Below are 25,190 nucleotides of genomic sequence, written 5' to 3'. Positions count from 1 at the left end.
AGTGGGCTCGGGTCAGAAGTGATACACGTCGACCACGTGGTGGATGTAGTCGTTCTTCAGCACGATCGTCTTGCGCCGGATGAGCGGCTGTCCCCCGGAGAAGTCGATCGTGTAGAACGAGGTCCCGTAGTACGGATCGACGGTGTTGTACCGGAAATACATCGTGTGCCAGTTGAACCGGACGTCCACGAGGTCGCCGCGCCGTTCGATGACCTCGACGTTGGAGATGTTGTGACTGGTCCGCGGTTCGGGTAGCGACGTCGCCGACGAGCGTTCGGTCCGGATCCGGAAGACCCGGTCCTCCAGGCCGCCCTTGTTGGCGTAGTAGATCAGCGAGATCTCTCGTTGCGGGTCCTCGGTGAGCCGGTCGGCGTCGTCCCACGACGGCATCCAGTAGACGACGTCGTCGGCATAGCAGCCGAGCCATTTCTCGAACTCGCGGTCGTCGAGGTAGCGCGCCTCGCGATAGAGGAACTGTTCGATCATGTTCTGGGTGATCAGTTTTCCGCCGTCCGCCCGGCTGCTCGCGGGTGTGCCGGTGGCGCCGGATGTGGTCTCTGAGGTGGTCATCGTGTGTTCCCCGTAATCGCTTGTGGCCGGTTCACCGTCGGCCGTTGGTCCGGGCGGCTGCTGCCTCTTCGGCGGCGACTGCGGCGCGCATGGTCTCGAGCCAGTAGCCGTGCTGGACGGGGTAGAGACCCTCGTCCTCGTTCTTCACGCCGGCCGAGATGACGCCGGTCATGCCGAGTGATTCGGCGACCTCGTCGGGACCCGTCAGCCAGTGCTGCGCACCGCGACTCATGTCGTTCCACGGTGCGGCCTGGGCCCGGAAGGTGAGCTGGCAGCTGCGGAACTCCTCGAGGTCGTCCGGCGTCGCCATCCCGGATGCGTTGAAGAAGTCCTCGTACTGGCGGATGCGGTGCGCGCGTGCGGCATCGCTCTCACCCTTGGGGGCGATGCAGTAGATGGTCACCTCGGTCTTGTCCGGGGCGATCGGCCGGAAGTGGCGGATCTGCGTCGAGAACTGGTCCATGAGATAGACATTCGGGTACAGGCAGAGGTTGCGCGAACCCTTCACCATGAACTCGCCCTTGGCGTCGCCGTGGGTCTTCTTCAGGTCGTCCATCTTGTCCCACAGCGGGCGGTCCTGCGGATTGGCCGCCCAGGTCCAGAGGCACAGGTGGCCGTTGGGGTAGGACCAGTAGCCGCCCCCGGACTTGCCCCAGCCGCCGGCGTCGAGCGCCTTGGTGTCGTTCTTGGACTCGCCGGTGCCGCGGCGGGAAGTGGTTGCGGCATAGTTCCAGTGCGTCGCGGTGACGTGGTAGCCGTCGGCACCGTTCTCGGCCTGGACCTTCCAGTTGCCGTCGTAGGTGTAGGTCGACGCACCGCGAAGGACCTCGAGGCCGTCGGGGGACTGGTCGACGAGCATGTCGATGACCAGGCGCGTGTCGCCGAGGTGATCGTCGAGCGAGGCCACGTCGTCGTTGAGGCTGCCGAACAGGAATCCGCGGTAGGAGTCGAAACGTGCGACTTTGGTCAGGTTGTGGGAACCGTCGACGTCGAAGGTGTCCGGGTATCCGGCGCCCTCGGGATCCTTGACCTTGAGCAGGGTGCCGTCGTTGCGGAACGTCCACCCGTGGAACGGGCACGTGAGCGTCATCCGGTTGTCGGTCTTGCGGCGGCAGATCATCGCGCCGCGGTGGGCGCAGGCGTTGATCAGGCAGTGCAGCTCACCGCTCTTGTCTCGGGTGATCACGACCGGCTGACGTCCGATGTAGGTGGTGAAGTAGTCACCGGGGTTCGCCACCTGGCTCTCGTGGGCGAGGTAGATCCAGTTGCCCTCGAAGATGTGCTTCATCTCCAGTTCGAAGATGTCCTCGTCGGTGAAGATCCGCCGGTTGGCCCGGTAGATGCCGGCCTCGCGGTCGTCGACGACCGCGTCGCCGAGAACCGAGTTCACGTGGTGCAGGTGTTCCGTTACGGACGCGGTCATATCGTGTTCCTCCAGATGTGGGCTGTATGTGCACTGTGGCACCACGTGGTGCCGATCACACTGGGGTAATGACCAGTCCTGACCTAGGCCCAGAGTGATAAAGAGAAGGCATTAATAGACGGAAAATGGGTCATTGTCTGTATCTATGCGAAGCCCTACCGTGGAGACGTGTTCCCGGTCACAGCACCGGGGCCGACATCCACCGAGATCGAGATAAGGCCAGGTCATGGAGCTACGGCACTTGCGCTACTTCGCCGCCGTGGCCGACACCTGTCACTTCGGTCAGGCCGCTGCGTCGCTGCACGTCGCGCAGCCGGCCCTCTCCTACGCCATCCGTCAGCTCGAGAACGAACTCGACGTCACGCTCTTCACCAGGACCACCCGCCAGGTGGCGCTGACCCCGGCCGGGGCCTACCTGAAGGGTCAGGCAGAGCGAATCCTCGCGGGCGTGGACGATGCGGTCGACGGCGTGCGTCGGATCGCTGCCGGGCGGAGCGGTCTGGTTCGGGTGGGACTGACCGGTATCGCCGCGTTCTCGCATCTGCCACGGATCGCGCGGGTGGTCAAGCGTGAGCTGCCAGACGTCGACCTGCACATCCAGTCGGACATGCTCACCCCGAGCCAGTGCGACGCGTTACGTGCCGGCGCACTCGACCTCGGCGTCCTGCGACCGCCGGCGGTCGGCGAGGACATCGAGACACGGGTCATCGACGTCGAGCCGATGGTGCTCGCCGTGTCGATCGACCACCGCCTGGCGGTCGAGCCGGTCGTCTCGGTCACCGACCTGCGCAACGAACCCTTCGTGATGTACGACAGCCGCGACTCCGCCGTCAACGACGCGGCGATGAGGACCTGCCGCGCAGCCGGTTTCGTGCCCCATCGCGCCCATTCGGCGCCGGGAACCGCGGTACTCCTCGCGCTCGTCGCGGCCGGTCTGGGTGTCTCGGTGCTGCCGGCGTCCGTGCGCTCGCTGCCGCTCGACGGACTCGTCGTCCGGGACCTGGTCGACGCCGACACCGTCGAGGTCGCACTGGCCTGGCGCGCCGGCAACGACGACCCCGTCACGGCCGCGGTGGCCGACGTCATCGCCGCCGCCTTCGCCGTCGAACCAACCCAAGCCGGCGCTCACGCGAGCGCTCGATACGGAGATGAACCATGAAGATCACTCGGGTGGAAGCGATTCCATTCGCGATTCCCTACGTGAAGCCGCTGAAGTTCGCGTCGGGTGAGGTGCAGGTCGCCAATCACGTGCTCGTGCGCGTGCACACCGACGCCGGAGCCATCGGGGTGGCCGAGGCCCCACCACGCCCGTTCACCTACGGTGAGACGCAGGACGGCATCATCGCCGTGATCAACACGATCTTCGCGCCGGCGGTCGTCGGTCTCACCTTGCTCGAACGTGAGGTCGTGGCGGCGCGCCTGGCCAAGACGATCGGCAACCCGGCCGCCAAATCCGCAGTGGACATGGCGATCTGGGATGCCTTGGGAAAGATCCAGGGACTTCCCGTCGGCGACATGCTCGGCGGCTTCACCGACCGTATGCGGGTCAGCCACATGCTCGGTTTCGCCGAACCGGCGGCGATGGTCGCCGAGGCCGAGAAGATGGTCGACACGTACGGCATCCGGACCTTCAAGGTGAAGGTCGGCCGCCATCCGGTGACCCTCGACACGGCGGTCGTGCGTGCCTTGCGGGAGCGGTTCGGCGACGAGATCGAACTGTATGTCGACGGCAACCGCGGCTGGACCGCCGCCGAGTCGGCGCGGGCCATGAAGGAGATGGCCGATCTCGATCTGCTGTTCGCCGAAGAGCTCTGCGACGCAGCGGATGTGCTCGGTCGCCGATGGCTCGTCGAGCAGCTCGACGTACCGTTCATCGCCGACGAGTCGGTGCCCACTCCCGCCGACGTGACCCGGGAGATCCTCGGCCGTTCGGCCACCGCGATCAGTATCAAGACCGCCCGAACCGGCTTCACCACCTCACGCCGGACACATCACCTCGCCGAGGGACTCGGCGTCCCGGTGGTCATGGGCAACCAGATCGACGGCCAGGTCGGCACCGCCTGCGCGCTCGCCTTCGGCAGTGCCTTCGAGCTGACGTCGCGGTACGCGGGCGAACTGTCGAACTTCCTCGACATGAGCGACGACCTGCTCGCCGAACCGCTCCAGATCCGCGACGGCCATCTGCATCGGTCGACCGCACCCGGCATCGGCTTCGAGATCGATCCGGCCAAACTCGACCGCTACCGCACCGACAACTGAAAAGGCTTTCCCGCAAAGCGTTTCGTGGCAGCCCCACGAGCAGTGAGTACAAGGAGAAAATCATGACCACCACCGAGCACCCGAACGAGGTCGCGACCGCAGCAGCCTCCGGAGCCTCCGCAACCGAACGATTCCACGCCGACAAGTCGCCCTTCGAGGCCGTCAAGGACACCCCGCCGGAGCGCGTGGCCACGCTGATCAACGAGGTCCTCGCGGGCGTGCACGCGACGATCCGCAAGCACAAGGTCACCTACGACGAGTACAACGCCCTCAAGGCGTGGCTCATCAACGTCGGTGAAGACGGTGAGTGGCCGCTGTTCCTCGACGTCTGGGTCGAGCACGTCGTCGAAGATGTGGCCACCGAGCACCGCGAGGGCAACAAGGGCAGCATCGAGGGCCCGTACTACGTGCCGAATGCGCCGGACCAGGGCTCCAAGGGTGCGGTGCCCATGCGCGAGGACGAGAAGGGCGATCCGCTGCTGTGGAACGGTCAGGTCCGTTCGTGCGACGGCACCCCGCTCGCCGGTGCCAAGGTCGAGCTGTGGCACGCCGACGACGACGGCTTCTACTCGCAGTTCGCGCCCGGTATCCCGGAGTGGAACCTGCGCGCCACCTTCACCACCGACGACGAGGGTCGCTTCGAGATCACCACGATCCGCCCGGCGCCGTACATGATTCCGACGGACGGTTCATGCGGGAAGATGATCGCCGCCGCCGGCTGGCACCCGTGGCGTCCCGCGCACCTGCACCTCAAGGTGTCGGCGCCCGGTCACGAGCAGCTGACCGCGCAACTCTACTTCCCTGGTGACCCGCACAACGACGACGACGTCGCCAGCGCGGTCAAGCCCGAGCTCGTGCTCGACCCGAAGGAAGACGGCAAGGGCGGCTTCACGGTGGCCTACGACTTCGTGCTCGATCCGGAGAAGTGATGCTGTTCCACGTTCGGATGGACGTCAACATCCCCGACGATCTCGACCCGGACGTCCGGGCCGAGACCGTCGCCCGGGAGAAGGCGTACTCGCAGGATCTCCAGCGATCCGGCAAATGGCCGCACATCTGGCGGATCGTCGGCGAATACTCCAACTACTCGATCTTCGACGTCGACTCGAACGATGAGCTGCACACGCTGCTGTCGGGTCTGCCACTGTTCCCGTACATGGACATCAAGGTGACCCCGCTCGCGACGCATCCGTCGGACGTCAACGCCTGACAACACCGCACGCCGCCCCGGAGACCGTCGTCGCCGGGGCGGTGTCGTGTCGCGTTCCCGGGTGCGGATCACCCGTCGATCAACGTGGACAGCATCGCGTCCCAGTGCCGGAACGGGAGCAGGTGCCCCTCACCGGGTAAGACGGTGAGCTCCGCGTCGGGGAGATGTCCGGCGAGCCACTCACCGGTGGCGGGTACGGCCATCGCATCGTCGGCGCCGTACCAGAGATGCACCGGTGCGGACACCGCGTCGAGCCGGAAGTCCCAGGGGCCGACGAATGCGACGTTGTCCCACGCGATCGCGTCCGGGCCCTGTCTCAGCGCCTCGGCAAAGGATTCGTGGAGGGCACGACGGACGGAGGGGTCGGTGATGACCGCGGGGTCGCTGGCACCCCACATCCACTCGATCCAGGGCGCCTCGGGATCGGCTCGCACGGACATCATGGCGTCGAGCAGCTCCCGGTTGCCGGCGAGGAAGATCTCGGCAGCCCGCGCCGGGTCTTCCGGTAGATGTGACAGCGCCTGGAGGTCGTTGTCTGTGAGTTGTTCACGCGCGCCGGGGACTTCGAGGGCGGGTCCGGCACCGCCGGACACTCCGACGCGGCGCACCCGATCGGGTAGCGCAGCCGCGGTTGCCAGTGCGAACGGTCCGCCGCCTGACCAGCCGAAGACCGCGAACCGATCCAGCCGGAGGCGATCGGCCAGTGCCTCGACATCGGCGGCGACCGCGGTGAGACCGATGGGTGCCGGATCGGACAGCCCGTAGCCGGGACGATCGAAGCTGACCACTCGGACGCCCGACCGTAGGGCGATCTCATCTCCGAACGCGAGCTCGAGTCGTGAGCCGGGTGTTCCGTGGAAGTGCACGATTGTCGGCGCGGACTCCTCGCCCACAGCCCGTGCACGGACCCGTCGTCCGCCGACATCCACCGTGAACTCGGTCATCGTGGGTGAGCCTACCCGCATGGTCACGGGGTCGTCCGCAACGTGAACATCGTGATCTCCGGCGGAGCGAGCACACGAACGGGCGGCCCCCAGGCGCCGGCGCCTTGCGTCGTGTAGAGCACGGTGTCTCCGACCCGATCCAGCCCGACGACCGACGGCTGTTGCAGCGGAACGAGATATCGGATCGGCCACATCTGCCCACCATGGGTGTGGCCCGAGAACTGCAGTTCGACGCCGAGTTCGGAGGCCTCGACGGCCTGCTTGGGTTGATGGGCGAGGAGCAGCACGAAATCGTCGGACGACGAACCCTGCAAAGCAGCAGCGAGATCCGGCTCGTACGGTTCGGGGGCGGTGGCATCGTGGACGCCCGCAAGCTGGATCGTGCCGCCGTCGACCGTCAGCGGGACCCGCGAATTCCGCAGCGTCCGCACGCCGTACTCCTCCCAGACGTCCAGCCAGCGCCCCCCGTCGTCGGAGTAGTATTCGTGATTGCCGCTGGAGCCGTACACCCCGAGCGGCGCCCGCAGATCGGCGAGCGGTTCCAGGGTGTCGCGGACATAGGGGATCGTGCCGTCGGTGAGGTCTCCGACGAGAAGCACCAGTTCGGGATTCTGCGCATTGATCTCGTCGACGATGCGACGGGTGAACGAGGCGTCCCGAGCGGGTCCGACGTGGAGGTCGGAGACCACGGCGATCCGGAGTCCGTCGAACTGCGGGGGCAGGTTGTCGAAGGTGGCGCTGACCTCGGTCACCTGTGGCCGGGACGCCTCGAACACGCCGTACCCGGTGACCCCGAGCGCCACCACGACCACGGTTGCCGTCGCGATCCGCATCCGGCGCAACCGGCGCGCGGCCGACTGCGGGGTGTCCGGTGCACCCGCGAGACGGCGTCGCGCCCACCGGATGACGCGCGCCCCGAACGAGAGCAGGCCGATGATCGTCAGGCCGAGGAACAGGTAGAAGAAGGTCGCGAGCCAGATCAGCCCGATCGTGCCGATGGGACGCGCCCACGAGGGGTCCAGTGATCGTCCGCTCTCGAACCCGACGACCGCCAGCGCCCACAGCACCACCAGCGCACCATCGGCGACGATCGACCAGGGCCGGGCAAGTGCGGTCGCGCGGACGATCCGGCGGTGTAGCCAGAAGGTGAGCAGGCCGAACAAGACCGCGGGGATGAGCGCCACCGGACCATTCTGCCGATCGGTATCCTCGCGCCATGCACGAGTACCTCATCACCCCGCTCGACCTGGCCGAACATCTTCTGAGCACGCCCCCGGTCGTCCTCGACGTGCGCTGGCGGCTCGGCGATCCCGACGGTCGCGAACACTACCGGCAGGGCCACATTCCGGGCGCGGTGTACGTCGACCTCGACACCGAGTTGGCCGCCCCGCCGTCCGGGCCGGTCGGCGGCCGGCATCCGTTCCCCGCGATCGAGGATCTGCAGGCAGCCGCTCGTCGGTGGGGGATCAACGACGGCGTGCCCGTGGTCGTCTACGACGATTCGGGCAACCTCGCGGCCGCGCGGGCATGGTGGTTGCTCCGCTGGGCGGGGCACGCCGACGTCCGCCTGCTCGACGGTGGTCTCGCCGCCTGGCGTGCCGAGGGTCTGCGCACGACGACGGGAGAGGGCGGGCGACCGCGCGCCGGCACGGTCACGCTGACCGCCGGGAACCTCCCGGTCGCCACGATCGACGACGTAGCGGACGGTGACGCGCTGCTCGTCGATGCTCGTGCGGGAGAACGGTATCGCGGTGACGTCGAGCCGGTCGATCCACGGGCCGGACACATCCCGGGCGCGGTCAACGCCCCGACGGTCGACAACATCGACGAGACGGGGCGCTTCCGTTCGGCCGACGAACTGCGGCGCCGATTCGCCGAGGTCGGCATCGTACCGGGTGACGAGCGCGAGGTGGTGGTCTACTGCGGCTCCGGGGTCAACGCGGCCCACGGGATCGCCGCCCTGGCGGTCGCCGGCATCGACGCGACCCTGTTTCCCGGGTCGTTCTCGCAGTGGTCGTCGGACCCGGATCGTCCGGTCGCGCCGGGCGTGCAGCGCTGACGGTCATCCCGTGATTCGGCGTTCGGCTACTCGAGGTGCGGACAGGGCGGGTTCTCGGCCAGTCCGCACATGTTCTGGTGCAGGTAGCTCGGTACGTCGGTGGGCGCGACGTCGGCGTGCATGTTGACCAGGTTGAAGCCGAGGAAGAAGACCGCGAGGATCACGTTCATCACCGCCGAGAACGCGAGGATGCGCACGACGGCGACGCCGCGGGTGATCTTGAGCCGTTCGATGCCGGCGTCGGTGATCAGCCGGTCACCGTCGCGGCGGAACAGGTAGAAGCACATCGACGCCACCATGACGACCGAACCGAAGACGATGCCCTCGTACAGCGGGAACTGGTTGAGCGTGCCGGTGAAGATGGACCAGGTCTCGTTCACCCGCAGGTACGACCACAGCCCTTGGCGCTGCAGGATCTGCTCGCTCATGGTGTCCAGCACGAGGAAGATCAGCAGCAGGGCCGCGATGATGCCGGCCTTGTTGAGCCGCGGCCATCGCGCACGCGCGGACGTCACAAGCTTGTCGATGCCGACAACGGCCAGCGGGAGGAACAGCATGTAGTCGGCCAGCTCGTACAGGATCGGCGCGGGGGTCTCGGGTCCCTTGCTGACCCAACCCGGGACGAACTCGCCCCATGTGCCCATGTTGAGGAAGGCCGAGTTGTAGGAGAAGACGGGTACCACCGCGTTGACGCCGACGTCCTGCCAGCAGGTGAGCAGCCAGCCCATCATGAAGACACCGATGGTCGGGAACTGTCCGTCGCGTCGTGTCCGGCGCACCAGCCAGATGATCGAGGCGATCACGCCGACGACGCAGATGACCTCCGACGCCCGGATGATGACGAGTGTGTGGGTCGGTACATCGTCGGGGCCGGTCGGAATGGGCGTGAAGGAGTCGGAGAAGATCCACCGGATGTAGACGTAGGCCTGGATGGCGACGAAGACCGCCCCCAGCCGGGCGAGCCACACGATCGGCGGTGACTCCTTGGCCACCGGTGCGGCGACCGGGTCATCCGGTGAGGTCTGCCCGACCGGACCCGAATCGGGTTTCTCCCCAAGTGAACTCGACATTGCTTATTCAGTCCTCCCGATGACCGGCAAAGGTCTCATTCGATGCGGATCGCGCTCTGCGGACAGTTGGCGACGGCCTCCTTGGCCGCTGCTTCCTGATCGGTCCCGATCACTTCGGTGATCGGAAAACTCACTCCGTCGTCGTCGAGGTCGAAGAGATCAGGTGCGACGGCGATGCAGCGACCGTGGCCGCCGCACTTGTCCTGGTCGACGACGACCCTCACCGTGCCGCCGCCCACTGGATCGTCTTGTGCTGCAGGTATTCGGACAGCCCGTGTGCGCCGAACTCGCGTCCGATGCCGCTGTGTTTGTATCCGCCGAACGGTCCGTCGGGCATCAATCCGCCGCCACCGCCGTTGACGACGACCATGCCGGTGCGGAGTTTGCGCGCAATGCCATGTGCGCGTACGGGGTCGGCCGACCAGACGCCGCCGGAGAGTCCGTAGGGACTGTCGTTGGCGATCCGGACGGCCTCGGCATCGTCCGAGAAGGGGATGACCACTCCGACTGGTCCGAAGATCTCGCTCTGGGCGATCTTCATACCGTTGTCCACACCCACGAAGAGGGTGGGCTCGACGAAGAACCCCTTGTCGAGTCCGGCGGGTCGGCCACCGCCGTAGGCGATCTGGGCGCCTTCCTGCTGGCCGACCCGGATCAGTTCCTCCACCCGGGCGCGCTGGGCCTCACGGATGAGCGGACCCATCACCACGTTGGGATCGGCCGGATCGCCCACCGGGACGTAGTCGAGCGCCATCTTGACGCGGCCGACGAGCTCGTCGTGCAGCGATTCGTGCACGAGGATGCGGGTCATCAGCGCGCATCCCTGTCCGGCATGGGTGATGAAGCCCCCGAGCACGCTCTGCATCACCTTGTCCAGATCGGTGTCCTCGAGGAGGATGTTTGCCGACTTGCCGCCGAGCTCGAGCACCACCTTCTTCAGCGACTGTGCCCCCTGCCCATACACTTTCGTGCCCACCGTGTCGCTGCCGGTGAAGCTGATGAGGTCGACGCCGGGGTGGGTGGTCAGCGCTTCGCCCGCCTCGACGTCGCCGGTGATGACGTTCAGGACGCCCGGCGGCAGTCCCGCGGCCTCGGCGATCTCGCCGACCACGAGGGCCTCGAACGGCGTGTACGGCGAGCATTTGAGAACAACCGTGCAGCCCGCGGCCAGTGCCGGCGCGACCTTGCAGAGGTTCAGGAACAGCGGGAAGTTGAACGGCGTGATCAGGGCGGCGACACCGAAGGGCTCGCGGACCACCACCCCCTGACCGATGCCGTTGCCGATCATCGGCGGCAGCGGGGTCTCGAACTCGAAGCTGGGGAGTACGCGGTCGACGAGGTCGAAGAAGTGGTCGATCGGGGTGCCGACCTGCAGGAACTCCGCCAGCGCACGGGTGGATCCCGCCTCGGCGACGGAGAGGTCCACCAGCTCGGCGCGGCGGTCGGCGAAACCCTCGGCCATCCGGCGTAACACCGCGCCACGTTCGCGCACCGACATCTGCGGCCACGGGCCCTCGTCGAATGCGGAGCGTGCTGCGGCGACCGCATCGTCGACGTCGGCGACGGTCGCCTGCGGGACCGTTCCGATCACCGCCTCGGTGGCGGGATTGATCACGGTGATCGTCTCATCGCCCCGACCGTCGACCCACTTGCCGTTGATGAAGAGTTGACCAGTACGCGTGCTCTGAGTTGATGCATCCGACATCGCGTCGGCTCCTCCCTTGCGCCCCACGGCGGATCACTAGATGAGTTATATGATTCAACCGTACAATGGGTGTGTTCATTTTCATATCGGTTTCGCCAAAACGAGGGGCCGATCAGTTCGGGTGTTAGGCTGAACCCCGCTCGGCGGTCGCCGGCGTTCGGAAGGTGTGGGAATTGGCCAACAACTCGTTCGACGAGAACGGACTGCCCCAGCGGATTCAGGTCCCGAAGACCGCTGAACTCATCGCTCAACAACTCCGCGGTCAGATCGTGCGCGGAGTGTTGAAGCCGGGTGACATGTTGCCGCCGGAAACGGTACTGGGACAACGATTCGACGTCTCGCGGCCCACGCTGCGCGAGGCGTTCCGCATCCTGGAGAACGAGTCCCTCATCGTCGTCCGCCGCGGTTCGCGCGGCGGCGTGCAGGTGGTCTCGCCCGATGTCTCGGTCGCCGCGCGCTACTTCGGCCTGTTGCTGCAGATCCAGAACACGACGCTGTCCGACCTGTACGAGGCTCGGATGGTCCTCGAACCCGCTGCGGTGCGGATGTTGGCCGCACGTCGGACCGATGACGACATCAAGGCCCTCGTCGCAGTGATCGACGAGCTCGCCGACCGCGTCGACGCCGGTGCCGAGTCCGCGGATCTCGACACCTGGTCGACGACGGCGTTCCGCTTCCACGACCTCATCCTCGAGCGCGCTGGCAACCAGACGATCGGCCTGCTTGGACATGTCCTCGCCGACGTCGTCGCCACGCACATGTCGCGTGTGGTCTCCCGGACGACGGACATCGACGAGGTCGCCACCCAGTTCAAGAAGTCGATCCGGGCGTATCGCAAACTGGTCGGCCTGGTGGAGGCCGGTGACGCCGACGCTGCCGAGGCGCATTGGCGCCGGCACATGAATCTGGTCGCGAAGAAGATGTTGTGGGGGCGGTTCGCCACCGAATCCGTGGTGGATCTCTTCAACTGAGATGCAGATGGTCGCCGTGAGCGCAACCACTTGTCCCGAATAGTGTAACTGATTGCACTGAATCATCTACGATGAGCGGTGTGCGGCTCTACGCTGCGTACCAACTGTGACCTCACGTGGATTGGCGGGAAACATGGGCGTCGGCCTTCTCCTGGACATGGTGGAATCCGGGCTCGGTGATCGTGTTGCGCTCGGTGACCGCGCATCGGGCCTCACTCATGCCGACGTGGTCGCCACCGCGCGCGGGGGGGCCTCGGTCATCTCCGGGTTCGGACCCTCCGAAGTGATCTATCTCGGCCGTAACGGTCCCGGCTATCCCCAGGTCTTCTTCGCGGCCGCGCTGGCCGGGGTGCCCTTCGTCCCGATCAACTACCGGCTGGGCGACGAGGTGCTCGGCGAACTGATCGACGACTTCGAGCGTCCGCTGATCGTCGTGGAAGAGCGGTACCGCGACCGGGTCGCCGGACGTGCGCAGGTGATCGGTCTCGACGACTTCCTCGCGGCCGCTCGGGAGTCGGAACCGTTGCCGCCCAACGATGTTCCCGATCACGCTCCTGCCGTTCTACTGCACACGAGCGGTACGACGTCGAAACCCAAGGTCGTCCCGCTCCGGCACGAGAACCTCCAGGCCTATGTCTTCGCCACCGTCGACTTCGCCGGGGCCGGCGAGGACGAGGCGGCCCTCATCACGGTGCCGCCCTATCACGTGGCGGCAGTGGGGGCGACGCTCACCAACTTTTACGGCGGGCGTCGCGTCGTGCACCTACCCGACTTCGACGCCCATGACTGGCTGGAACTCGTTGCCCGCGAATCGATCTCTTCGGCAACCGTGGTCCCCACCATGCTCGCCCGCATCGTCGATGCGCTCGGCGGTGGCCTCGCCGAGGCGCCGGCACTGCGTCTGATGTCCTACGGCGGTGCGCGACTGCCGCTCCCGGTTCTCGAACGTGCGATGCGTGCCTTCCCCGACGCCGGTTTCTGCAACGCCTACGGACTGACGGAGACGAGCTCGACGCTCGCACTGTTGGGTCCGGATGATCACGCTGCCGCCATGACCTCCGACGACCCGAGGATCCGACGACGACTCGAGAGCGTCGGTCGGCCGGTGCCCGGCATGGAGATCGAGATCCGCGACGCCGACGGGCAACCCGTCGGGCCGGGCGAGACCGGCTCGCTGTTCGTCCGCGGCGCCCAGGTCTCGGGTTCCTATCTGGGCAAGGGTTCGGTGCTCGACGACGCCGGCTGGTTCCCCACCAACGACCAGGCCTGGACCGACGACGACGGCTACCTCTTCATCGCGGGACGCGCCGACGACACAATCATCCGCGGCGGCGAGAACATCGGGCCCGCCGAGATCGAGGATGTGCTGCTGACCCACCCGGCCGTGCGCGAGACGGCGGTGATCGGTCTGCCCGACGAGGAGTGGGGCCAGCGGCTGGTGGCGGTCATCGTGCCCGATCCGGAGGCCGACCTCTCCGAGGAGGACGTGCGATCCCATGTCCGCGCCCGGCTTCGGGGCTCCCGGACACCCGACGAGGTGATCTGGGTCGATGAACTGCCACAGACCGCCACCGGGAAGGTGTTGCGCCGCAAACTGGTGGCGCAATTCGAACGAGTACAGGAGAAGTCATGACGCTGAAGCCAGGAGCCCGACTCCGCAGCCAGGTCTGCGACACCGAGATCATCGTCGTGAGCCCGCCGGCGGGCGACGTGGACCTCACGTGCGGTGGCGCACCGGTGGTCCCGATCGGATCGGACATCGAGAACTACTCGGTCACAGCGGGTCTCGACGAGGGAAACCAACTGGGGAAGCGGTACACCGCCGAGGACGCGCCGGGCCTGGAGGTGCTGGTCACCAAGGCCGGCGCGGGAACCCTCGCCATCGGTACCGTTCCCCTCGTCCTCAAGGACGCCAAGCCGCTGCCGGCCAGCGACTAGGGGAGCACGGGATGAGGTACGGCGAGACGAGTTCTCCCCGCGATGCGGTGATCGTCGAGGCGGTTCGGACACCGATCGGCAAGCGCAACGGCTCGCTCGCCGGCGTGCACGCCGCCGATCTGTCTGCGGTGGTGCTGAACGAACTGGTGTCCCGCGCCGGGATCGACCCGGCGATCGTCGACGACGTCATGTGGGGTTGCGTGACGCAGCTCGGCGATCAGTCCAGCAACATCGGCCGGTTCGCGGTGCTCGCGGCGGGCTGGCCCGATTCGGTGCCGGCGGTGACGGTCAACCGCGCGTGCGGGTCCGGGCAGCAGGCAATCGAATCGGCGGCACATGCGGTGATCGCGGGAGCACATGAGATCGTCGTGGCCGGCGGGGTCGAGACCATGTCGCGGGTGCCGCTCGGTGCGGCACGGCAGACCGGCTTCCCCTATGGGCAAACGGTTCTCGACCGCTACGAAACCGATGAACTGAATCAGGGCAAGGGTGCCGAACTGATCGCCGAGAAGTGGGGCCTTTCGCGGCAGGCGCTCGACGAATACGCGTCGCGCTCCCACGAACTCGCCGCCGCCGCGATCGACAGCGGCGCCTTCGACACCCAGGTCGTTCCGGTGCAGACCTCCGACGGGACGTTCTCCGTCGACGAAGGTCTGCGCCGCGGGACGACACCGGAGAAGCTCGCCGCGCTCAAGCCGTCGTTCCGTGAGGACGGGGTCATCCACGCGGGCAACGCCTCCCAGATCTCCGACGGTGCTGCCGGTGTGATCATCATGACGTCGGCGAAGGCAGCGGAACTCGGACTCACCCCGCTCGCCCGGATCGCGGCGGGATCGGTGGTGGGCGACGACCCGGTCCTGATGCTGACCGGACCCATCCCGGCGACGCAGAAACTGCTCAGCCGCACCGGACTGTCGATCGACGACATCGGCGCGGTCGAGATCAACGAGGCCTTCGCCCCGGTGCCCCTCGCGTGGCAGGCCGAACTCGGCGCCGACCTCGACCGGCTCAATCCACTGGGCGGGGCCATAGCGGTGGGTCATCCACTCGGCGCGTCCGGGGCCATCCTGACGACCCGCCTCATCCACCACATGCGCGACAACGGAATCCGCTACGGCCTGCAGGCGATCTGTGAGGGCGGCGGTACCGCCAACGCCACCCTCTACGAACTCGTCGACTGACACCGACCTGGCTACACCGATCTGCTGCATCGACTATTGGGGGACACCGCTGTGCCGACACACTTCTATGAGCCCGACCACGAGGCGTTCCGGGAGGTCGTGCGCGACTTCGTGGCCCGCGACGTCACCCCGAACCTCGACGATTGGGAAGAAGCGCGCGCCACCGGTCGTGAGGTGTGGAAAACCGCCGGGTCCCTCGGCATCCTGGGACTCCGTTTCCCCGAGGAATTCGGCGGCGGCGGTGTCACCGACTACCGGTTCCGGTGCGTCGTCCACGAAGAGCTAGCGAAAGTCGGTGCGGCAGCACTCGGTTCCGGATTGTCGATCAACGAGGACATCGTCGGGTCGTACCTCACCGAACTGGGTACGGAAAACCAGAAGCGCCGCTGGCTGCCGGCGATGGCGCAAGGCGAGGTCGTCGCATCGATAGCGATGTCCGAACCGGCCATCGGCAGCGATCTCCGGGGAATGAAGACCACGGCGGTCCGGGACGGTGACGAGTGGGTCATCAACGGAGCCAAGACCTTCATCACCAGCGGGTTCTCGTCCGACGTGGTACTGACCGCCGCCCGGACGGGAACCAAGGACGGACGACCGCAGCTCTCGCTGATCCTCGTACCCACCGACGTCCCGGGATTCGAGCGCGGCCGCAAACTGCGCAAACTGGGCTTGCATGCGCAGGACACCGCGGAGATCTCGTTCACCGACGTGCGGGTGCCGGCAACGAATCTGGTGGGCGAGGAGGGCAGGGGCTTCGCCCATCTCACCGCCCAGCTTCCGTTGGAGCGGTTGTCCATCGCCTGGCGGGCGCTGAGCGCCGCCGAGGCCGCACTCGAATGGACGGTGCGCTACACCAAGGAACGCAAGGCCTTCGGCCAGCGTGTCATCGACTTCCAGAACACCCGGTTCCGGCTCGCCGAGATGACCACCGAGGTCGAGATCACCCGAGCCTTCCTCGAGCAGGGGATCTTCGCGCTGAACGCCGGAGAGTTCGACGCGACACTCGGCGCCAAGGCGAAGTGGTGGACCACCGAGCTGCAGAACCGGATCATCAACAGCTGCCTGCAAATGCACGGCGGATATGGCTACATGGACGAATACCCGATCTCTCGGGCCTACGCCGACGCACGGGTGCAGACGATCGTCGGTGGCACCACCGAGATCATGAAGGAGATCATCGGCCGGGACATCGCCGGGCCGGTGCCGAGCGCTGGAGGAGCGAAACAGTGAGACTGTCCGACAACGTATTTCTCGTCACGGGCGGCGCTTCGGGGCTGGGGGAGGCGACGGCGACGGCCATCGTCGGGGCCGGTGGACGAGTCGTCATCGCCGATCTACCGTCCTCGGACGGCAAGATCGTGGCCGAACGACTCGGCAGTGCAGCCGCTTTCGTCCCGGCCGACATCACCGACGAGGACAGTCTGCGTGAGGCGTTCACGCTGAGCGCATCCCATGGACAGCTGCGCGGAGTGGTGCATTGCGCCGGCCGTGGGGGCGATCGCCTTCGCATCCTCGACAGGCAGGGCGCGGCCGCGCCGTTGCAGAGCTTCCGGGATGTCCTGGAGATCAACCTCATCGGTACCTACAACGTGCTTCGTCTCGGCGCCGAGCAGATCGCGCAGGCCGAGCCCGTGGACACGGAGTCCGGCGAGCGGGGCGCGATCGTGCTCACCGCGTCCGTGGCGGCCTTCGACGGACAGATCGGCCAGACGTCGTACACGGCGTCGAAGGCGGCGATCCACGGCATCACCCTCGTCGCCGCGCGCGACCTCGCGAGTGTCGGCATCCGGGTGAACACCATCGCCCCCGGCACCTTCGACACCCCGATGCTGGCCCGGCTGCGTTCGGACATCCGCGATGGCCTCGCCGCGTCGGTGCCCTTCCCCAAGCGTCTCGGAAACCCCGATGACTACGCCCAGATGGCGTTCACCCTGCTGCAGAACCCGTACGTGAACGGCGAGACGATCCGGCTCGACGGTGCGATCAGGATGGCACCGAGATGACCGCCGAACTCGAGGTGGCCGGACCGGCCGAGGTGCTGACCGACATCCGCGGAGGTGTCCTCGTCATCACGATCAACCGTCCGGAGCAGCGCAATGCGATGTCGAAGTCCGCGGCCGAGGCGATCGCCGCGGCACTCACCCGGCTGGATGCCGACCCCGACCTCGCGGTCGGCATCCTCACCGGCGGCACCGAGACGTTCTGCGCGGGCATGGACCTCAAGCGGTTTCAGCAACTCGGTGAGCGGCCGGTCGTGGACGGACGCGGATTCGGTGGACTTGTGGAGTCGCCACCGGCCAAGCCACTCATCGCCGCAGTCGAGGGCTGGGCTCTGGGCGGCGGTTTCGAGATGGTTCTCGCCGCCGACCTCGTGGTGGCCGGCGAGGGCGCGAAGTTCGGACTGCCCGAGGTCAAGCGAGGTCTCATCGCCCGGGCCGGCGGTGCCATCCGGATACCTCGCGTGCTGCCGCGTGCGGTTGCCCTCGAACTGCTGCTCACGGGTGAGCCGATGGCGGCGGCAACCGCGAAGCACTTCGGCCTGGTCAACCGGGTCACCGCCGACGGCGCCGCCCTGCAGGCCGCACTCGAACTCGCGTCGGTCGTCGCGGGAAACGCACCCCTCGCGGTCCGCGCGAGCAAGGCACTCGCGGACCGGTCCCGGCTGTGGCCCGACGGCGAGGCCTTCACGCGACAGGTGGAATTCACCGACCCGGTGTTCGCCTCGCAGGACGCGAAAGAGGGGCCCGCGGCCTTCGCCGAACGACGCACGCCCCGCTGGACGGGGCGCTGAGGTCAGCCCAGCACGCCCCGTTCACGGTGGTCGCTGATCTGCTGCGGATCGAGTCCGGCCTCGAGCAGGATCTCCTCGGTGTGCTGGCCGAGCCTCGGAGCCCGCCGTCGCGGCGTCGTGGGCTGGTCGTCGAAGTGATATGGAGGAGCGACCACGCGGAAACCCGCGCCGTCCTCGGTCGGTACCTCGGGCAGGAAACCGTTGTCGAGCACCTGCTTGTCGTCGTGGAGTTCGGCGACGGTCGCGGCGGCCGCCCACACACCGGAGAACTCGGCGAGGATGTGACGCCACTCGTCGAGGGTCTTCTCGGCGAACGCCTTGTCGAGTTCGGCGATGCACTCGTGACGGTTGGTGTAGCGGCCCATGTCGTCGGCGAACCGTTCGTCGACGATCAGGTCCACGCGGTCGACGAGGGCGCACAGCTCACCCCAGAAGCGTTGCGCCTGCAGGCAGACCAGGTTGATCCAGCGGTCGTCCTTGGTGCGGTACGCGTTGACGATGGGGTTGGGGGCGTCGGTGCGATCCTGGCGCGGGATCTCCCCGATGTAAGGGGCCGCGGTCAGATCGGGGCTCAGCGGCCACATGCCGGTGTTGAGTAGCGAGACGTCCACGACGCCGCCCTTGCCGGTGCGTTCGCGGCGGAACAGCGCCATCCCGACGGCACCGGCGATCGCACTGGAGCCCTGGAGGTCGTAGTAGGCCGCCGGTTGCATCGTCGGGCGGTCGGCTCCCGGCGGGGTGAGCTTGTGCATCGTGCCGCCGGCCGACCACGCTGCTGCCGCGTCGAATCCGCCGACATCGACCTTGTCGCCCTTGGAACCCCAGCCCGTTCCCCGGACATAGACCAGCTTCGGGTTGACCGCGAGGAGGTCGTCGACGTCGACGCGGAGCTTGGTCCGCTGCGCCGGGAGGTAACTGGTGAGAACGACGTCGGCCTTTTCCACCAGTTTGAGGAGGAGGTCGTGGCCGTCGTCGGTGGTGAGATCGAGTGTGATGCTCCGCTTTCCGCGGTTGGGGACCTCGAGGAAGGGGTTCGGGGCACCCTCTTTGCGGTTGAGGGCGTTCTGCAGATTGCGCTGGGGATCGCCGGACGGCGGTTCGACCTTGATCACGTCGGCACCGAGATCGGCCAGGATGGCGCCCGCCCCGGGGACGAAGGTCCAGGCGGCGATCTCGACGACCCGCACACCGTCGAAAGGAGCTGCTGCCGCTGAATTCTCGGTGGGTGTCATGCTCACGCCTCCTCCTTGTGGTTGCCGGTGGCGCGCAGGGCGTTCATCATCTTGATCCAGTGTGAACGCTTCCAGCCGTCCTGGTCCTCACCCCAGCCGATCTCACCGTCGAACTCCCAGCGCATCAGCGCATTACTGCCGAGTCCGCCCTCGCACATGTGACTCACCGAGAAACCCTCGGCGGACATGGTCCGGCCGGTGAGGTCGGTCAGGTCGACCTGCATGTGGGCGCTCCACCCGGTCTGCGGGTCGCGGAAGTTGCGCATCCGGGACTGCGTCTTGTCGAGGCGCTCGAACTTCCCGTCCCGGAGCAGCCATCCGTGATTGAGGGGTGACCAGCCCTCGGCGTCGCCGTCCTGGGGACGCACGAAGCCGAGGAATCCGGTCTCCGGACCGGAATGACCGAAGATGTACTGGATACGGCCGCGGCCGCGTTCACGTTCGATCTCGCGCCACCGCGGCCCACCGGGATGGAGCACCTTGTGTTCGCCGCGGAGGTACTCGGGCTTCTTGGACTGCATGTGGTGCCCACCGCGGGGGCCCCAGGTGCGGTCGCGGATGGAGTACGAATCGATCGGGATCGACTCGCCGCGCAGCACGAGCTCGCCCACTTGGTGACCGAGCTGGTCGAGGTGGGGGCTGTACATCGCCGGCGGCTCGCCGGGTGTGAAGCGGCGTGGAGGATGGACTGCGGTGTGTTCGAACGAGATCGAGAAGTCGTTGGCCGGGTCGGAGTAGGCGATCTGGTAGCGCGTGAGCGGCTCGATCATCTTCACCGAGAAACCGCCGTGCGGGAAGGTGATGTCGCGCAGGTCGGGGTTCTCGGGCATCGGCTTGTCGGTCGCGTTGCGGTAGTAGGCGATGCGACCGAGGTCGGCGCCGCTGGGATCCCACACGAAGACCCGCCAGGTCACCGTGCCGCGATTGACGTCGTAGCGGGCATGAAGCCAGCCGCCTATGTGCCGTGCGGGGATGTTGAACGACCACCAGTTGGTCTCCACCCAGTACGGGTCGTCGGTGGGTGGTACGTGGTACGTGTCATCCGCCGGCGCGAACGGGGTGTCGGCGGTGATCTCGCCGGCATTGTCCTCAACAGTCACACCCCGGACGCTAGCATAGAGTTAACTCATTTAGTGAGGATTCGGGAAGGAAAAGCAGATAACTCATTGATCTGATTCTCTTGTGGAGCGACGTTTCGACGTGCCACGATGGATTCGTGGCCCAGTGCGTCGTCACGCGCTGCCGGCAGTCCGATCTGCCCGGACGAACACGGGCGAAACGCGAGGAGATGCAATGCCACTGCAGGACTACATGCAACTGATCTCGACCGACGACCACTTGATCGAACACCCGAAGCTGTGGACCGATCGCCTTCCGCGGAAGTATCTGGAGGCGGGGCCGAACATCATCGAGAAGGAGCTGCGGCCGGGCCGGCCGCCGGCGCAGGTCTGGCGCTATGAGGATCGGATCTACCCCTATATCGGGCTCAACGCGGTGGCCGGGAAGAAGCCGCAGGAGTACGGCGCCGAACCCGTCCGCTACGACGACATGCTGCCCGGCTGCTACGACCCGAAGGCTCGCCTGGCGGATATGGATGTCGACGGCGTCCATGCGGCGCTGTGCTTTCCGTCGTTCCCTCGGTTCGCCGGCACGGTGTTCCTCGAGGGCGAGGACAAGGAGTTGGCGCACGCGTGTGTGCAGGCATGGAACGACTACCTGCTCGACGAGTGGTGTCCGACCGCGCCGGACCGTTACATCCCGATGGTGATCCTGCCGCTGTGGGACACCGAACTGGCGATCGCCGAGATCCATCGGACCGCCCAGAAGGGTTCGCGCGCCATCGCTTTCGTGGAGAACCCGGTGCCACTCGGGTTGCCGTCGTTCCACACCGATCACTGGGACGGGGTCTTCTCGGCCTGTGAGGAGACGGGACAGGTTCTGTCGATCCACTTCGGCACGTCGGGCAAGCCGCCGATCACAGCACCCGAGGCACCGATGGCGGTGATGATCGCACTGTTCGGCTGCAACTCGATGTATGCGACGGCGGATCTGCTCTTCTCGCCGGTGTTCCACAAGCATCCGAAGCTCAAGTTCGCGCTGTCCGAGGGCGGCATCGGCTGGGTGCCCTACATGCTCGAGCGGATCGACCTGACCTGGGAGAAGCATCGCTACTACCAGAACATCAATCAGACGGTCCGACCGTCGGATCTGTTCCGCGAGCACATCTTCGGATGCTTCATCGAAGACCAGCACGGCATCGACAACCGGCATGCGGTCGGCATCGACAACATCACCTGGGAATGCGACTACCCGCATTCCGACTCCAACTGGCCGAACAGCCGCAAGGTGGTGGCCGAGTCGATGCGCAACGTGCCCGACGAGGAGGTCCACAAGATGGTGGAACTCAACGCCCGCAAGCTGTTCGACTTCCCGCGGGCCGAGGGCTGAGGCCGTGGGAGACCGGCAGAGCCCGGAACCCGTCGAGCAGATCCCGGCGGCGGACTGGACCGACCAGGACCTCCTCACCCGCGACGGTGCCGGCCTGCTCCTCGACGAGGAGATCGAGGCCGAGCGTGCGCGCGTCGAGTCGGCGAAGGATGCCGGCGACGACGCCGCGACCACCGAGGGCGAACGAAGGCTCAACCGGCTCATCGAGATCCGGCGATCGTTGACAGAGCGGAGTGATTCATGACGGTGACCGACAGCGGTTTCGGTGTGCTGACCGACGAGAAGATCGAACGCAGCCGACTGCGAAACGGTGTGCCCGAACGTATTCCGCATGCGCCGCACAACTATGAAGTGACCTGGGACGGAGTGCGACACTTCGCCCAGGCCTACGGCGACGACAACCCGCTGTTCTGCGACCGCGAGTACGGCGCGACGACCCGCTGGGGCGGATTGATCGCTCCGCCGGCCTTCCACTACACGATGGGTGAGGATGCCGCGCCGAAGCCGGATGCGGAGACCAAGGCGTTGTTCCGCGGCGATCCCTTCGCTGGCCTTGGGTCGTATCAGGCGGTCATGGAATTCGAGTGGTGGCGACCGCTCCACATCGGGGACCGGTTGAACTGCCTGCGTTCCCAGGTCGGTGTGGTCCCCAAGACGAGCAGCTTCGGCGGCCGGTCGGCGCACGTGACCCGGGCTTTCATCTACGACAACGCACGCGGTGAGCCCTGCGTGATCCGACGCGGAACCTGGATCAACGCCGAGCGTACGGCGTCGAAGAAGCGTAAGAAGGAGACCCTCGAACCGGAGCCGTACACGCCCGAACAGCTCGCCGAGATCGACGCGGCGTACGAGGCCGAGGAGCGTCGGGGTGCGGTGCCGCGGTACTGGGAGGACGTCGAGGTCGGTGATCCGCTGCCGACGAAGGTCAAGGGCCCGCTGGTCACGACGGACGTCGTCGTGTGGCACGTCGGCTGGGGTATGCAGCTGACCCCGAACGGAGCGTTCGGGCACGCGTACAAGATCCGGAAGAAGGCTCCCGGTCTGTATCCCCCGAACTCGCTGAACATCCCGGACACTGTGCAACGCCTGCACTGGGAACCCGAACGCGCACGCGAACTGGGGATCCCGACGTCGTATGACTACGGCGCCATGCGCGAGACCTGGCTGACGCACCTGCTGAGTGACTGGGTCGGCGACGACGGCTGGTTGTGGAAGCTGTCGGTGCAGCACCGGGGTTTCAACTACATGGGCGACACCACGTGGCTCAAGGGGCAGGTCGTCGACAAGCGTCAGGTCGACGGTCGCAACGAGGTCGACATCGAGCTCTGGTGCGAGAACCAGCGCGGTGCCATCACCTCGCCGGCAACCGCGACCGTCCTGTTGCCCACCCGGTCGGCGCCGGTCGAGCTGCCCGACCCGCCCGCCGACACTCGCGACGGCATCCTGCGGTACGAGATGGACCGGATCGCCGCCTCCGCTCCCTGAGCAGCTTCTACACAAAGTGCGGGATGAGTGTCGGAAATCGGCACTCATCCCGCACTCTGTTGTGATGCTCTAGCTGGCGTGGCCGTTGCGGCCGGCGGTGTGAGAACCGTTGCGCTTCTCGCGGTTACGGAACAGCGACTCCTGCGCGAGGCTTGCGAGCAATACTTCGTCCTCGTTGTAGATGCGGCCGGTGTACATGCCGCGGCCGCTCGAGGTCGACTCAGGTGCGAGGTCCATCAGCATCCACTGGTTGGGGTCGCACGGACGGTGGACCCAGACGGTGTGGTCGATACTGGGCAGGATGCCGACGTGCTTGACCATGGGCGCCTTGGAGAGTCCGGTGCACATGTCGGAGATGAAGACCAGGCCGCACGCCCGGAGGTTCGGGTCCGGGTTGTTCGGGTCCGTGTCGAGGGGTTCGGTGATGCGGATCCACAGACGCGTCGGCCACCGGTGGTATTGGTCGCCGTCGTCGGGGATGCGGACGTCGAGGTCGAGCATCCGGGGGTCCTGGGGGACCGAGGTCAGCTCAGTGGGAGCAACCGTGGCCGGCATGTCCTGCGCCTGGTAGTCGGCGCCCGGTTGCTCCCGCTGGAAGGAAGCGGCGAGATGGAGGATGTCCACGCCGTCCTGGCTGGCGACGACGCGCCGCACCGAGTACCGGCCGCCGTCACGTTCGCGGGTGACGGTGAAGGTGATCGGTTTGGTCGCATCACCCGGGACCAGGAAGTAGCAGTGCATCGAGTGGGCGAGCCGGTTGTCCGGCAGGGTGAGTGAGGCGGCGCGCAGGGATTGGGCGGTCAGACGACCCCCGTAGAGGCCACGCGGATCGTCGGCACTGGCGGGCCCTGCGATGAACACGTCGTTACCGACGTCGGCGAGCGAGAGGGCCCCGGAGACGGTCGAGGCGACCTCCCCGTTGTGGAATCCCGGTGGTGTCCCGTTGACCGAATCGACGGCCACGTCGTCGGCCTCGCTCGTGTTGCGTGCTGTCATGTTCCCTCGCTCCCGTGCTTCCCCACCTCACTGTTCCCGCGCTGCGGGAGGTCAGAGGGGAACCGCCTTGGCGATCGCGCCGGCGTCCACCTTCAGTTGCGAGCCGGTGACGTATCGGGACTCATCCGACGCCAGGTACACGACGGCGTTACTGACGTCGAGCGGGTCGACCCACGGCACCGGGATCGCGTTCATCACCGGGAAGGACAGGGACGCATCGTCCTTCGTCGGGGATTCGAGGTCGGGCCGGAACATCCGGTACATAGCGTCGTTCTGCAACATGTCGGTGTCGCAGTTGCCGGGATGGACGGCGTTCACGCGGATGCCACGCGGTGCGACGAGGATCGAGAAGTCGTGCACGAGTTGGGCGATGGCCCGCTTGGAGTAGCCGTAACCGGCGCCGCCGGGGCCGGTGGCCGGGTTGTCGACGGCGCCCGGGGTGAGTCCGGCGACCGAGCCGATGCCGATCAGTGACGCCCCATCGCCCAGATGGGGGTACGCGGCGTTGAAGGTGTTGATCAGGCCCACCAGGTTGACGTCGATGACGTCGAGGAAGGTGTTCGGCGGTGTCTGGCCCAGGGGGCAGACACCGGCGTTGGCGACGACGATGTCGAGATGACCGAAGGCCTCGACGCCGGCGGCGACCGCCTCGTCGAGGGCGCTGCGATCGCGGACATCCGCCGCCCGCGTGATGATCGACCGTCCGGTCTTCTCGACCAGCCGCACGGTCTCGTCGAGGTCTTCCTGCGACGCCAGCGGATAGGTCATGTTCTCCACCGGACGGGGGAGATCGACGCCGATGATGTCGGCTCCCTCCTCGGCGAGGCGCAGTGCATGGCTTCGGCCCTGGCCTCGTGCCACGCCGGTGACGAACGCTACTTTTCCTGCTAGTCGAGCTGACATGGTGG

The 25,190-nt window shown here is 66.8% G+C and carries 26 protein-coding genes; 15 read left to right on the top strand and 11 right to left on the bottom strand.

Annotation, left to right across the window (positions count from 1 at the left end):
* Positions 1-12: 12 nt before the first annotated feature.
* Positions 13-570 (bottom strand): benzoate 1,2-dioxygenase small subunit, encoded by a 558-nt coding sequence (gene benB, locus NWF34_RS03535; protein WP_096274689.1) that lies wholly within the window; start codon positions 568-570, stop codon positions 13-15.
* 31 nt (positions 571-601) lie between these two features.
* On the bottom strand, positions 602-1,993 hold the full coding sequence (gene benA / locus NWF34_RS03530) for a benzoate 1,2-dioxygenase large subunit (RefSeq protein WP_096274688.1): 1,392 nt from the start codon (positions 1,991-1,993) through the stop codon (positions 602-604).
* Positions 1,994-2,219: 226 nt separating this feature from the next.
* On the opposite strand from benA, the gene NWF34_RS03525 reads away from it, so the two are divergent.
* From NWF34_RS03525 to catC, 4 genes are all read left to right on the top strand, one after another.
* Positions 2,220-3,152: a LysR family transcriptional regulator gene (locus NWF34_RS03525; RefSeq protein WP_096274687.1), complete on the top strand. Its 933-nt coding sequence runs from the start codon at positions 2,220-2,222 to the stop codon at positions 3,150-3,152.
* Positions 3,149-4,252 carry a mandelate racemase/muconate lactonizing enzyme family protein gene (locus tag NWF34_RS03520; RefSeq protein WP_096274686.1) on the top strand — a complete coding sequence of 368 codons (1,104 nt, stop codon included), beginning with the start codon at positions 3,149-3,151 and terminating at the stop codon, positions 4,250-4,252. The genes NWF34_RS03525 and NWF34_RS03520 overlap by 4 nt, the downstream gene beginning before the upstream one ends.
* Before the next feature lie 62 nt (positions 4,253-4,314).
* Complete coding sequence (gene catA, locus NWF34_RS03515) at positions 4,315-5,181, top strand: catechol 1,2-dioxygenase (RefSeq protein ID WP_096274685.1); 867 nt, start codon at positions 4,315-4,317, stop codon at positions 5,179-5,181.
* Entirely contained in the window at positions 5,181-5,462 is a 282-nt protein-coding gene (gene catC / locus NWF34_RS03510) for a muconolactone Delta-isomerase (RefSeq protein WP_096274684.1), read from the top strand. Before catA ends, catC begins: the two co-directional genes overlap by 1 nt.
* Positions 5,463-5,530: 68 nt before the next feature.
* Here the strand turns inward: catC and NWF34_RS03505 are convergent, their stop codons facing one another.
* Both NWF34_RS03505 and NWF34_RS03500 read right to left on the bottom strand, forming a co-directional pair.
* Positions 5,531-6,406: an alpha/beta fold hydrolase gene (locus NWF34_RS03505; RefSeq protein WP_096274683.1), complete on the bottom strand. Its 876-nt coding sequence runs from the start codon at positions 6,404-6,406 to the stop codon at positions 5,531-5,533.
* A 23-nt stretch (positions 6,407-6,429) separates the two neighbouring features.
* Positions 6,430-7,590, bottom strand: a complete 1,161-nt coding sequence (locus NWF34_RS03500; RefSeq protein WP_258324234.1) for a metallophosphoesterase — start codon at positions 7,588-7,590, stop codon at positions 6,430-6,432.
* 32 nt (positions 7,591-7,622) lie between these two features.
* Here NWF34_RS03500 and NWF34_RS03495 point away from each other — a divergent pair, with 32 nt between their 5' ends.
* On the top strand, positions 7,623-8,465 hold the full coding sequence (locus NWF34_RS03495; protein ID WP_258324233.1) for a sulfurtransferase: 843 nt from the start codon (positions 7,623-7,625) through the stop codon (positions 8,463-8,465).
* A 26-nt stretch (positions 8,466-8,491) separates the two neighbouring features.
* Here the strand turns inward: NWF34_RS03495 and NWF34_RS03490 are convergent, their stop codons facing one another.
* From NWF34_RS03490 to NWF34_RS03480, 3 genes are read right to left on the bottom strand one after another with little or no spacing between them, the layout of a single operon-like run.
* Positions 8,492-9,535: a spirocyclase AveC family protein gene (locus NWF34_RS03490; protein WP_096274680.1), complete on the bottom strand. Its 1,044-nt coding sequence runs from the start codon at positions 9,533-9,535 to the stop codon at positions 8,492-8,494.
* 35 nt (positions 9,536-9,570) lie between these two features.
* Positions 9,571-9,759, bottom strand: coding sequence for a ferredoxin (locus tag NWF34_RS03485; protein ID WP_096275019.1), 189 nt, complete (start codon positions 9,757-9,759; stop codon positions 9,571-9,573).
* Positions 9,756-11,240, bottom strand: a complete 1,485-nt coding sequence (locus NWF34_RS03480) for an aldehyde dehydrogenase family protein (protein WP_096275020.1) — start codon at positions 11,238-11,240, stop codon at positions 9,756-9,758. The genes NWF34_RS03485 and NWF34_RS03480 overlap by 4 nt, the downstream gene beginning before the upstream one ends.
* Positions 11,241-11,404: 164 nt before the next feature.
* Between NWF34_RS03480 and NWF34_RS03475 the strand changes: the two genes are divergently transcribed.
* The 7 genes from NWF34_RS03475 to NWF34_RS03445 all read left to right on the top strand — a co-directional run bounded on the left by NWF34_RS03475 (position 11,405) and on the right by NWF34_RS03445 (position 18,121).
* Positions 11,405-12,211, top strand: coding sequence for a FadR/GntR family transcriptional regulator (locus NWF34_RS03475; protein WP_198362475.1), 807 nt, complete (start codon positions 11,405-11,407; stop codon positions 12,209-12,211).
* Between the two features lie 133 nt (positions 12,212-12,344).
* Positions 12,345-13,844 (top strand): class I adenylate-forming enzyme family protein, encoded by a 1,500-nt coding sequence (locus NWF34_RS03470; protein WP_024499695.1) that lies wholly within the window; start codon positions 12,345-12,347, stop codon positions 13,842-13,844.
* Positions 13,841-14,149: a hypothetical protein gene (locus NWF34_RS03465; protein WP_024499696.1), complete on the top strand. Its 309-nt coding sequence runs from the start codon at positions 13,841-13,843 to the stop codon at positions 14,147-14,149. The genes NWF34_RS03470 and NWF34_RS03465 overlap by 4 nt, the downstream gene beginning before the upstream one ends.
* A gap of 11 nt (positions 14,150-14,160) precedes the next feature.
* A complete protein-coding gene (locus NWF34_RS03460) occupies positions 14,161-15,330 on the top strand; it encodes a thiolase family protein (protein ID WP_258324232.1) in 1,170 nt (389 codons plus the stop codon).
* Positions 15,331-15,381: 51 nt separating this feature from the next.
* Positions 15,382-16,560, top strand: a complete 1,179-nt coding sequence (locus NWF34_RS03455) for an acyl-CoA dehydrogenase family protein (protein WP_024499698.1) — start codon at positions 15,382-15,384, stop codon at positions 16,558-16,560.
* Positions 16,557-17,333 carry an SDR family oxidoreductase gene (locus NWF34_RS03450; RefSeq protein WP_258324231.1) on the top strand — a complete coding sequence of 259 codons (777 nt, stop codon included), beginning with the start codon at positions 16,557-16,559 and terminating at the stop codon, positions 17,331-17,333. Before NWF34_RS03455 ends, NWF34_RS03450 begins: the two co-directional genes overlap by 4 nt.
* On the top strand, positions 17,330-18,121 hold the full coding sequence (locus tag NWF34_RS03445) for a crotonase/enoyl-CoA hydratase family protein (RefSeq protein ID WP_024499700.1): 792 nt from the start codon (positions 17,330-17,332) through the stop codon (positions 18,119-18,121). Before NWF34_RS03450 ends, NWF34_RS03445 begins: the two co-directional genes overlap by 4 nt.
* A 2-nt stretch (positions 18,122-18,123) precedes the next feature.
* On the opposite strand, the gene NWF34_RS03440 is transcribed toward NWF34_RS03445, so the two are convergent.
* On the bottom strand, positions 18,124-19,353 hold the full coding sequence (locus NWF34_RS03440; protein WP_024499701.1) for a CaiB/BaiF CoA-transferase family protein: 1,230 nt from the start codon (positions 19,351-19,353) through the stop codon (positions 18,124-18,126).
* A gap of 2 nt (positions 19,354-19,355) precedes the next feature.
* Complete coding sequence (locus tag NWF34_RS03435; protein ID WP_024499702.1) at positions 19,356-20,453, bottom strand: hypothetical protein; 1,098 nt, start codon at positions 20,451-20,453, stop codon at positions 19,356-19,358.
* 193 nt (positions 20,454-20,646) lie between these two features.
* Here NWF34_RS03435 and NWF34_RS03430 point away from each other — a divergent pair, with 193 nt between their 5' ends.
* From NWF34_RS03430 to NWF34_RS03420, 3 genes are read left to right on the top strand one after another with little or no spacing between them, the layout of a single operon-like run.
* Positions 20,647-21,801 carry an amidohydrolase family protein gene (locus tag NWF34_RS03430; protein ID WP_024499703.1) on the top strand — a complete coding sequence of 385 codons (1,155 nt, stop codon included), beginning with the start codon at positions 20,647-20,649 and terminating at the stop codon, positions 21,799-21,801.
* A gap of 4 nt (positions 21,802-21,805) precedes the next feature.
* Complete coding sequence (locus NWF34_RS03425) at positions 21,806-22,045, top strand: hypothetical protein (protein WP_024499704.1); 240 nt, start codon at positions 21,806-21,808, stop codon at positions 22,043-22,045.
* Positions 22,042-23,286, top strand: coding sequence for a MaoC family dehydratase N-terminal domain-containing protein (locus NWF34_RS03420; RefSeq protein ID WP_024499705.1), 1,245 nt, complete (start codon positions 22,042-22,044; stop codon positions 23,284-23,286). The genes NWF34_RS03425 and NWF34_RS03420 overlap by 4 nt, the downstream gene beginning before the upstream one ends.
* A gap of 69 nt (positions 23,287-23,355) precedes the next feature.
* Here the strand turns inward: NWF34_RS03420 and NWF34_RS03415 are convergent, their stop codons facing one another.
* Positions 23,356-24,282, bottom strand: coding sequence for an acyl-CoA thioesterase II (locus NWF34_RS03415; protein ID WP_024499706.1), 927 nt, complete (start codon positions 24,280-24,282; stop codon positions 23,356-23,358).
* Between the two features lie 51 nt (positions 24,283-24,333).
* Positions 24,334-25,185 carry a mycofactocin-coupled SDR family oxidoreductase gene (locus NWF34_RS03410; RefSeq protein WP_024499707.1) on the bottom strand — a complete coding sequence of 284 codons (852 nt, stop codon included), beginning with the start codon at positions 25,183-25,185 and terminating at the stop codon, positions 24,334-24,336.
* Between the last annotated feature and the right edge of the window lie 5 nt (positions 25,186-25,190).

Source organism: Gordonia sp. GONU (assembly GCF_024733855.1).
GTDB classification, from domain to species: domain Bacteria; phylum Actinomycetota; class Actinomycetes; order Mycobacteriales; family Mycobacteriaceae; genus Gordonia; species Gordonia amicalis.
The sequence above is the reverse complement of the archived record's forward strand: the minus strand, read 5'-3'. Positions and strand labels throughout refer to the sequence as shown.

Bases quoted from the DNA above. Each gene is read 5' to 3' on its own strand.
- NWF34_RS03440 (WP_024499701.1), bottom strand. From the start codon at position 19,353: ATGACACCCACCGAGAATTCAGCGGCAGCAGCTCCTTTCGACGGTGTG.
- NWF34_RS03520 (WP_096274686.1), top strand. From the start codon at position 3,149: ATGAAGATCACTCGGGTGGAAGCGATTCCATTCGCGATTCCCTACGTG.
- benB (WP_096274689.1), bottom strand. From the start codon at position 570: ATGACCACCTCAGAGACCACATCCGGCGCCACCGGCACACCCGCGAGC.
- NWF34_RS03490 (WP_096274680.1), bottom strand. From the start codon at position 9,535: ATGTCGAGTTCACTTGGGGAGAAACCCGATTCGGGTCCGGTCGGGCAG.
- NWF34_RS03480 (WP_096275020.1), bottom strand. From the start codon at position 11,240: ATGTCGGATGCATCAACTCAGAGCACGCGTACTGGTCAACTCTTCATC.
- catC (WP_096274684.1), top strand. From the start codon at position 5,181: ATGCTGTTCCACGTTCGGATGGACGTCAACATCCCCGACGATCTCGAC.
- NWF34_RS03420 (WP_024499705.1), top strand. From the start codon at position 22,042: ATGACGGTGACCGACAGCGGTTTCGGTGTGCTGACCGACGAGAAGATC.
- benA (WP_096274688.1), bottom strand. From the start codon at position 1,993: ATGACCGCGTCCGTAACGGAACACCTGCACCACGTGAACTCGGTTCTC.
- NWF34_RS03445 (WP_024499700.1), top strand. From the start codon at position 17,330: ATGACCGCCGAACTCGAGGTGGCCGGACCGGCCGAGGTGCTGACCGAC.
- NWF34_RS03525 (WP_096274687.1), top strand. From the start codon at position 2,220: ATGGAGCTACGGCACTTGCGCTACTTCGCCGCCGTGGCCGACACCTGT.
- NWF34_RS03470 (WP_024499695.1), top strand. From the start codon at position 12,345: ATGGGCGTCGGCCTTCTCCTGGACATGGTGGAATCCGGGCTCGGTGAT.
- NWF34_RS03465 (WP_024499696.1), top strand. From the start codon at position 13,841: ATGACGCTGAAGCCAGGAGCCCGACTCCGCAGCCAGGTCTGCGACACC.
- catA (WP_096274685.1), top strand. From the start codon at position 4,315: ATGACCACCACCGAGCACCCGAACGAGGTCGCGACCGCAGCAGCCTCC.
- NWF34_RS03495 (WP_258324233.1), top strand. From the start codon at position 7,623: ATGCACGAGTACCTCATCACCCCGCTCGACCTGGCCGAACATCTTCTG.
- NWF34_RS03415 (WP_024499706.1), bottom strand. From the start codon at position 24,282: ATGACAGCACGCAACACGAGCGAGGCCGACGACGTGGCCGTCGATTCG.
- NWF34_RS03430 (WP_024499703.1), top strand. From the start codon at position 20,647: ATGCCACTGCAGGACTACATGCAACTGATCTCGACCGACGACCACTTG.
- NWF34_RS03410 (WP_024499707.1), bottom strand. From the start codon at position 25,185: ATGTCAGCTCGACTAGCAGGAAAAGTAGCGTTCGTCACCGGCGTGGCA.
- NWF34_RS03505 (WP_096274683.1), bottom strand. From the start codon at position 6,406: ATGACCGAGTTCACGGTGGATGTCGGCGGACGACGGGTCCGTGCACGG.
- NWF34_RS03460 (WP_258324232.1), top strand. From the start codon at position 14,161: ATGAGGTACGGCGAGACGAGTTCTCCCCGCGATGCGGTGATCGTCGAG.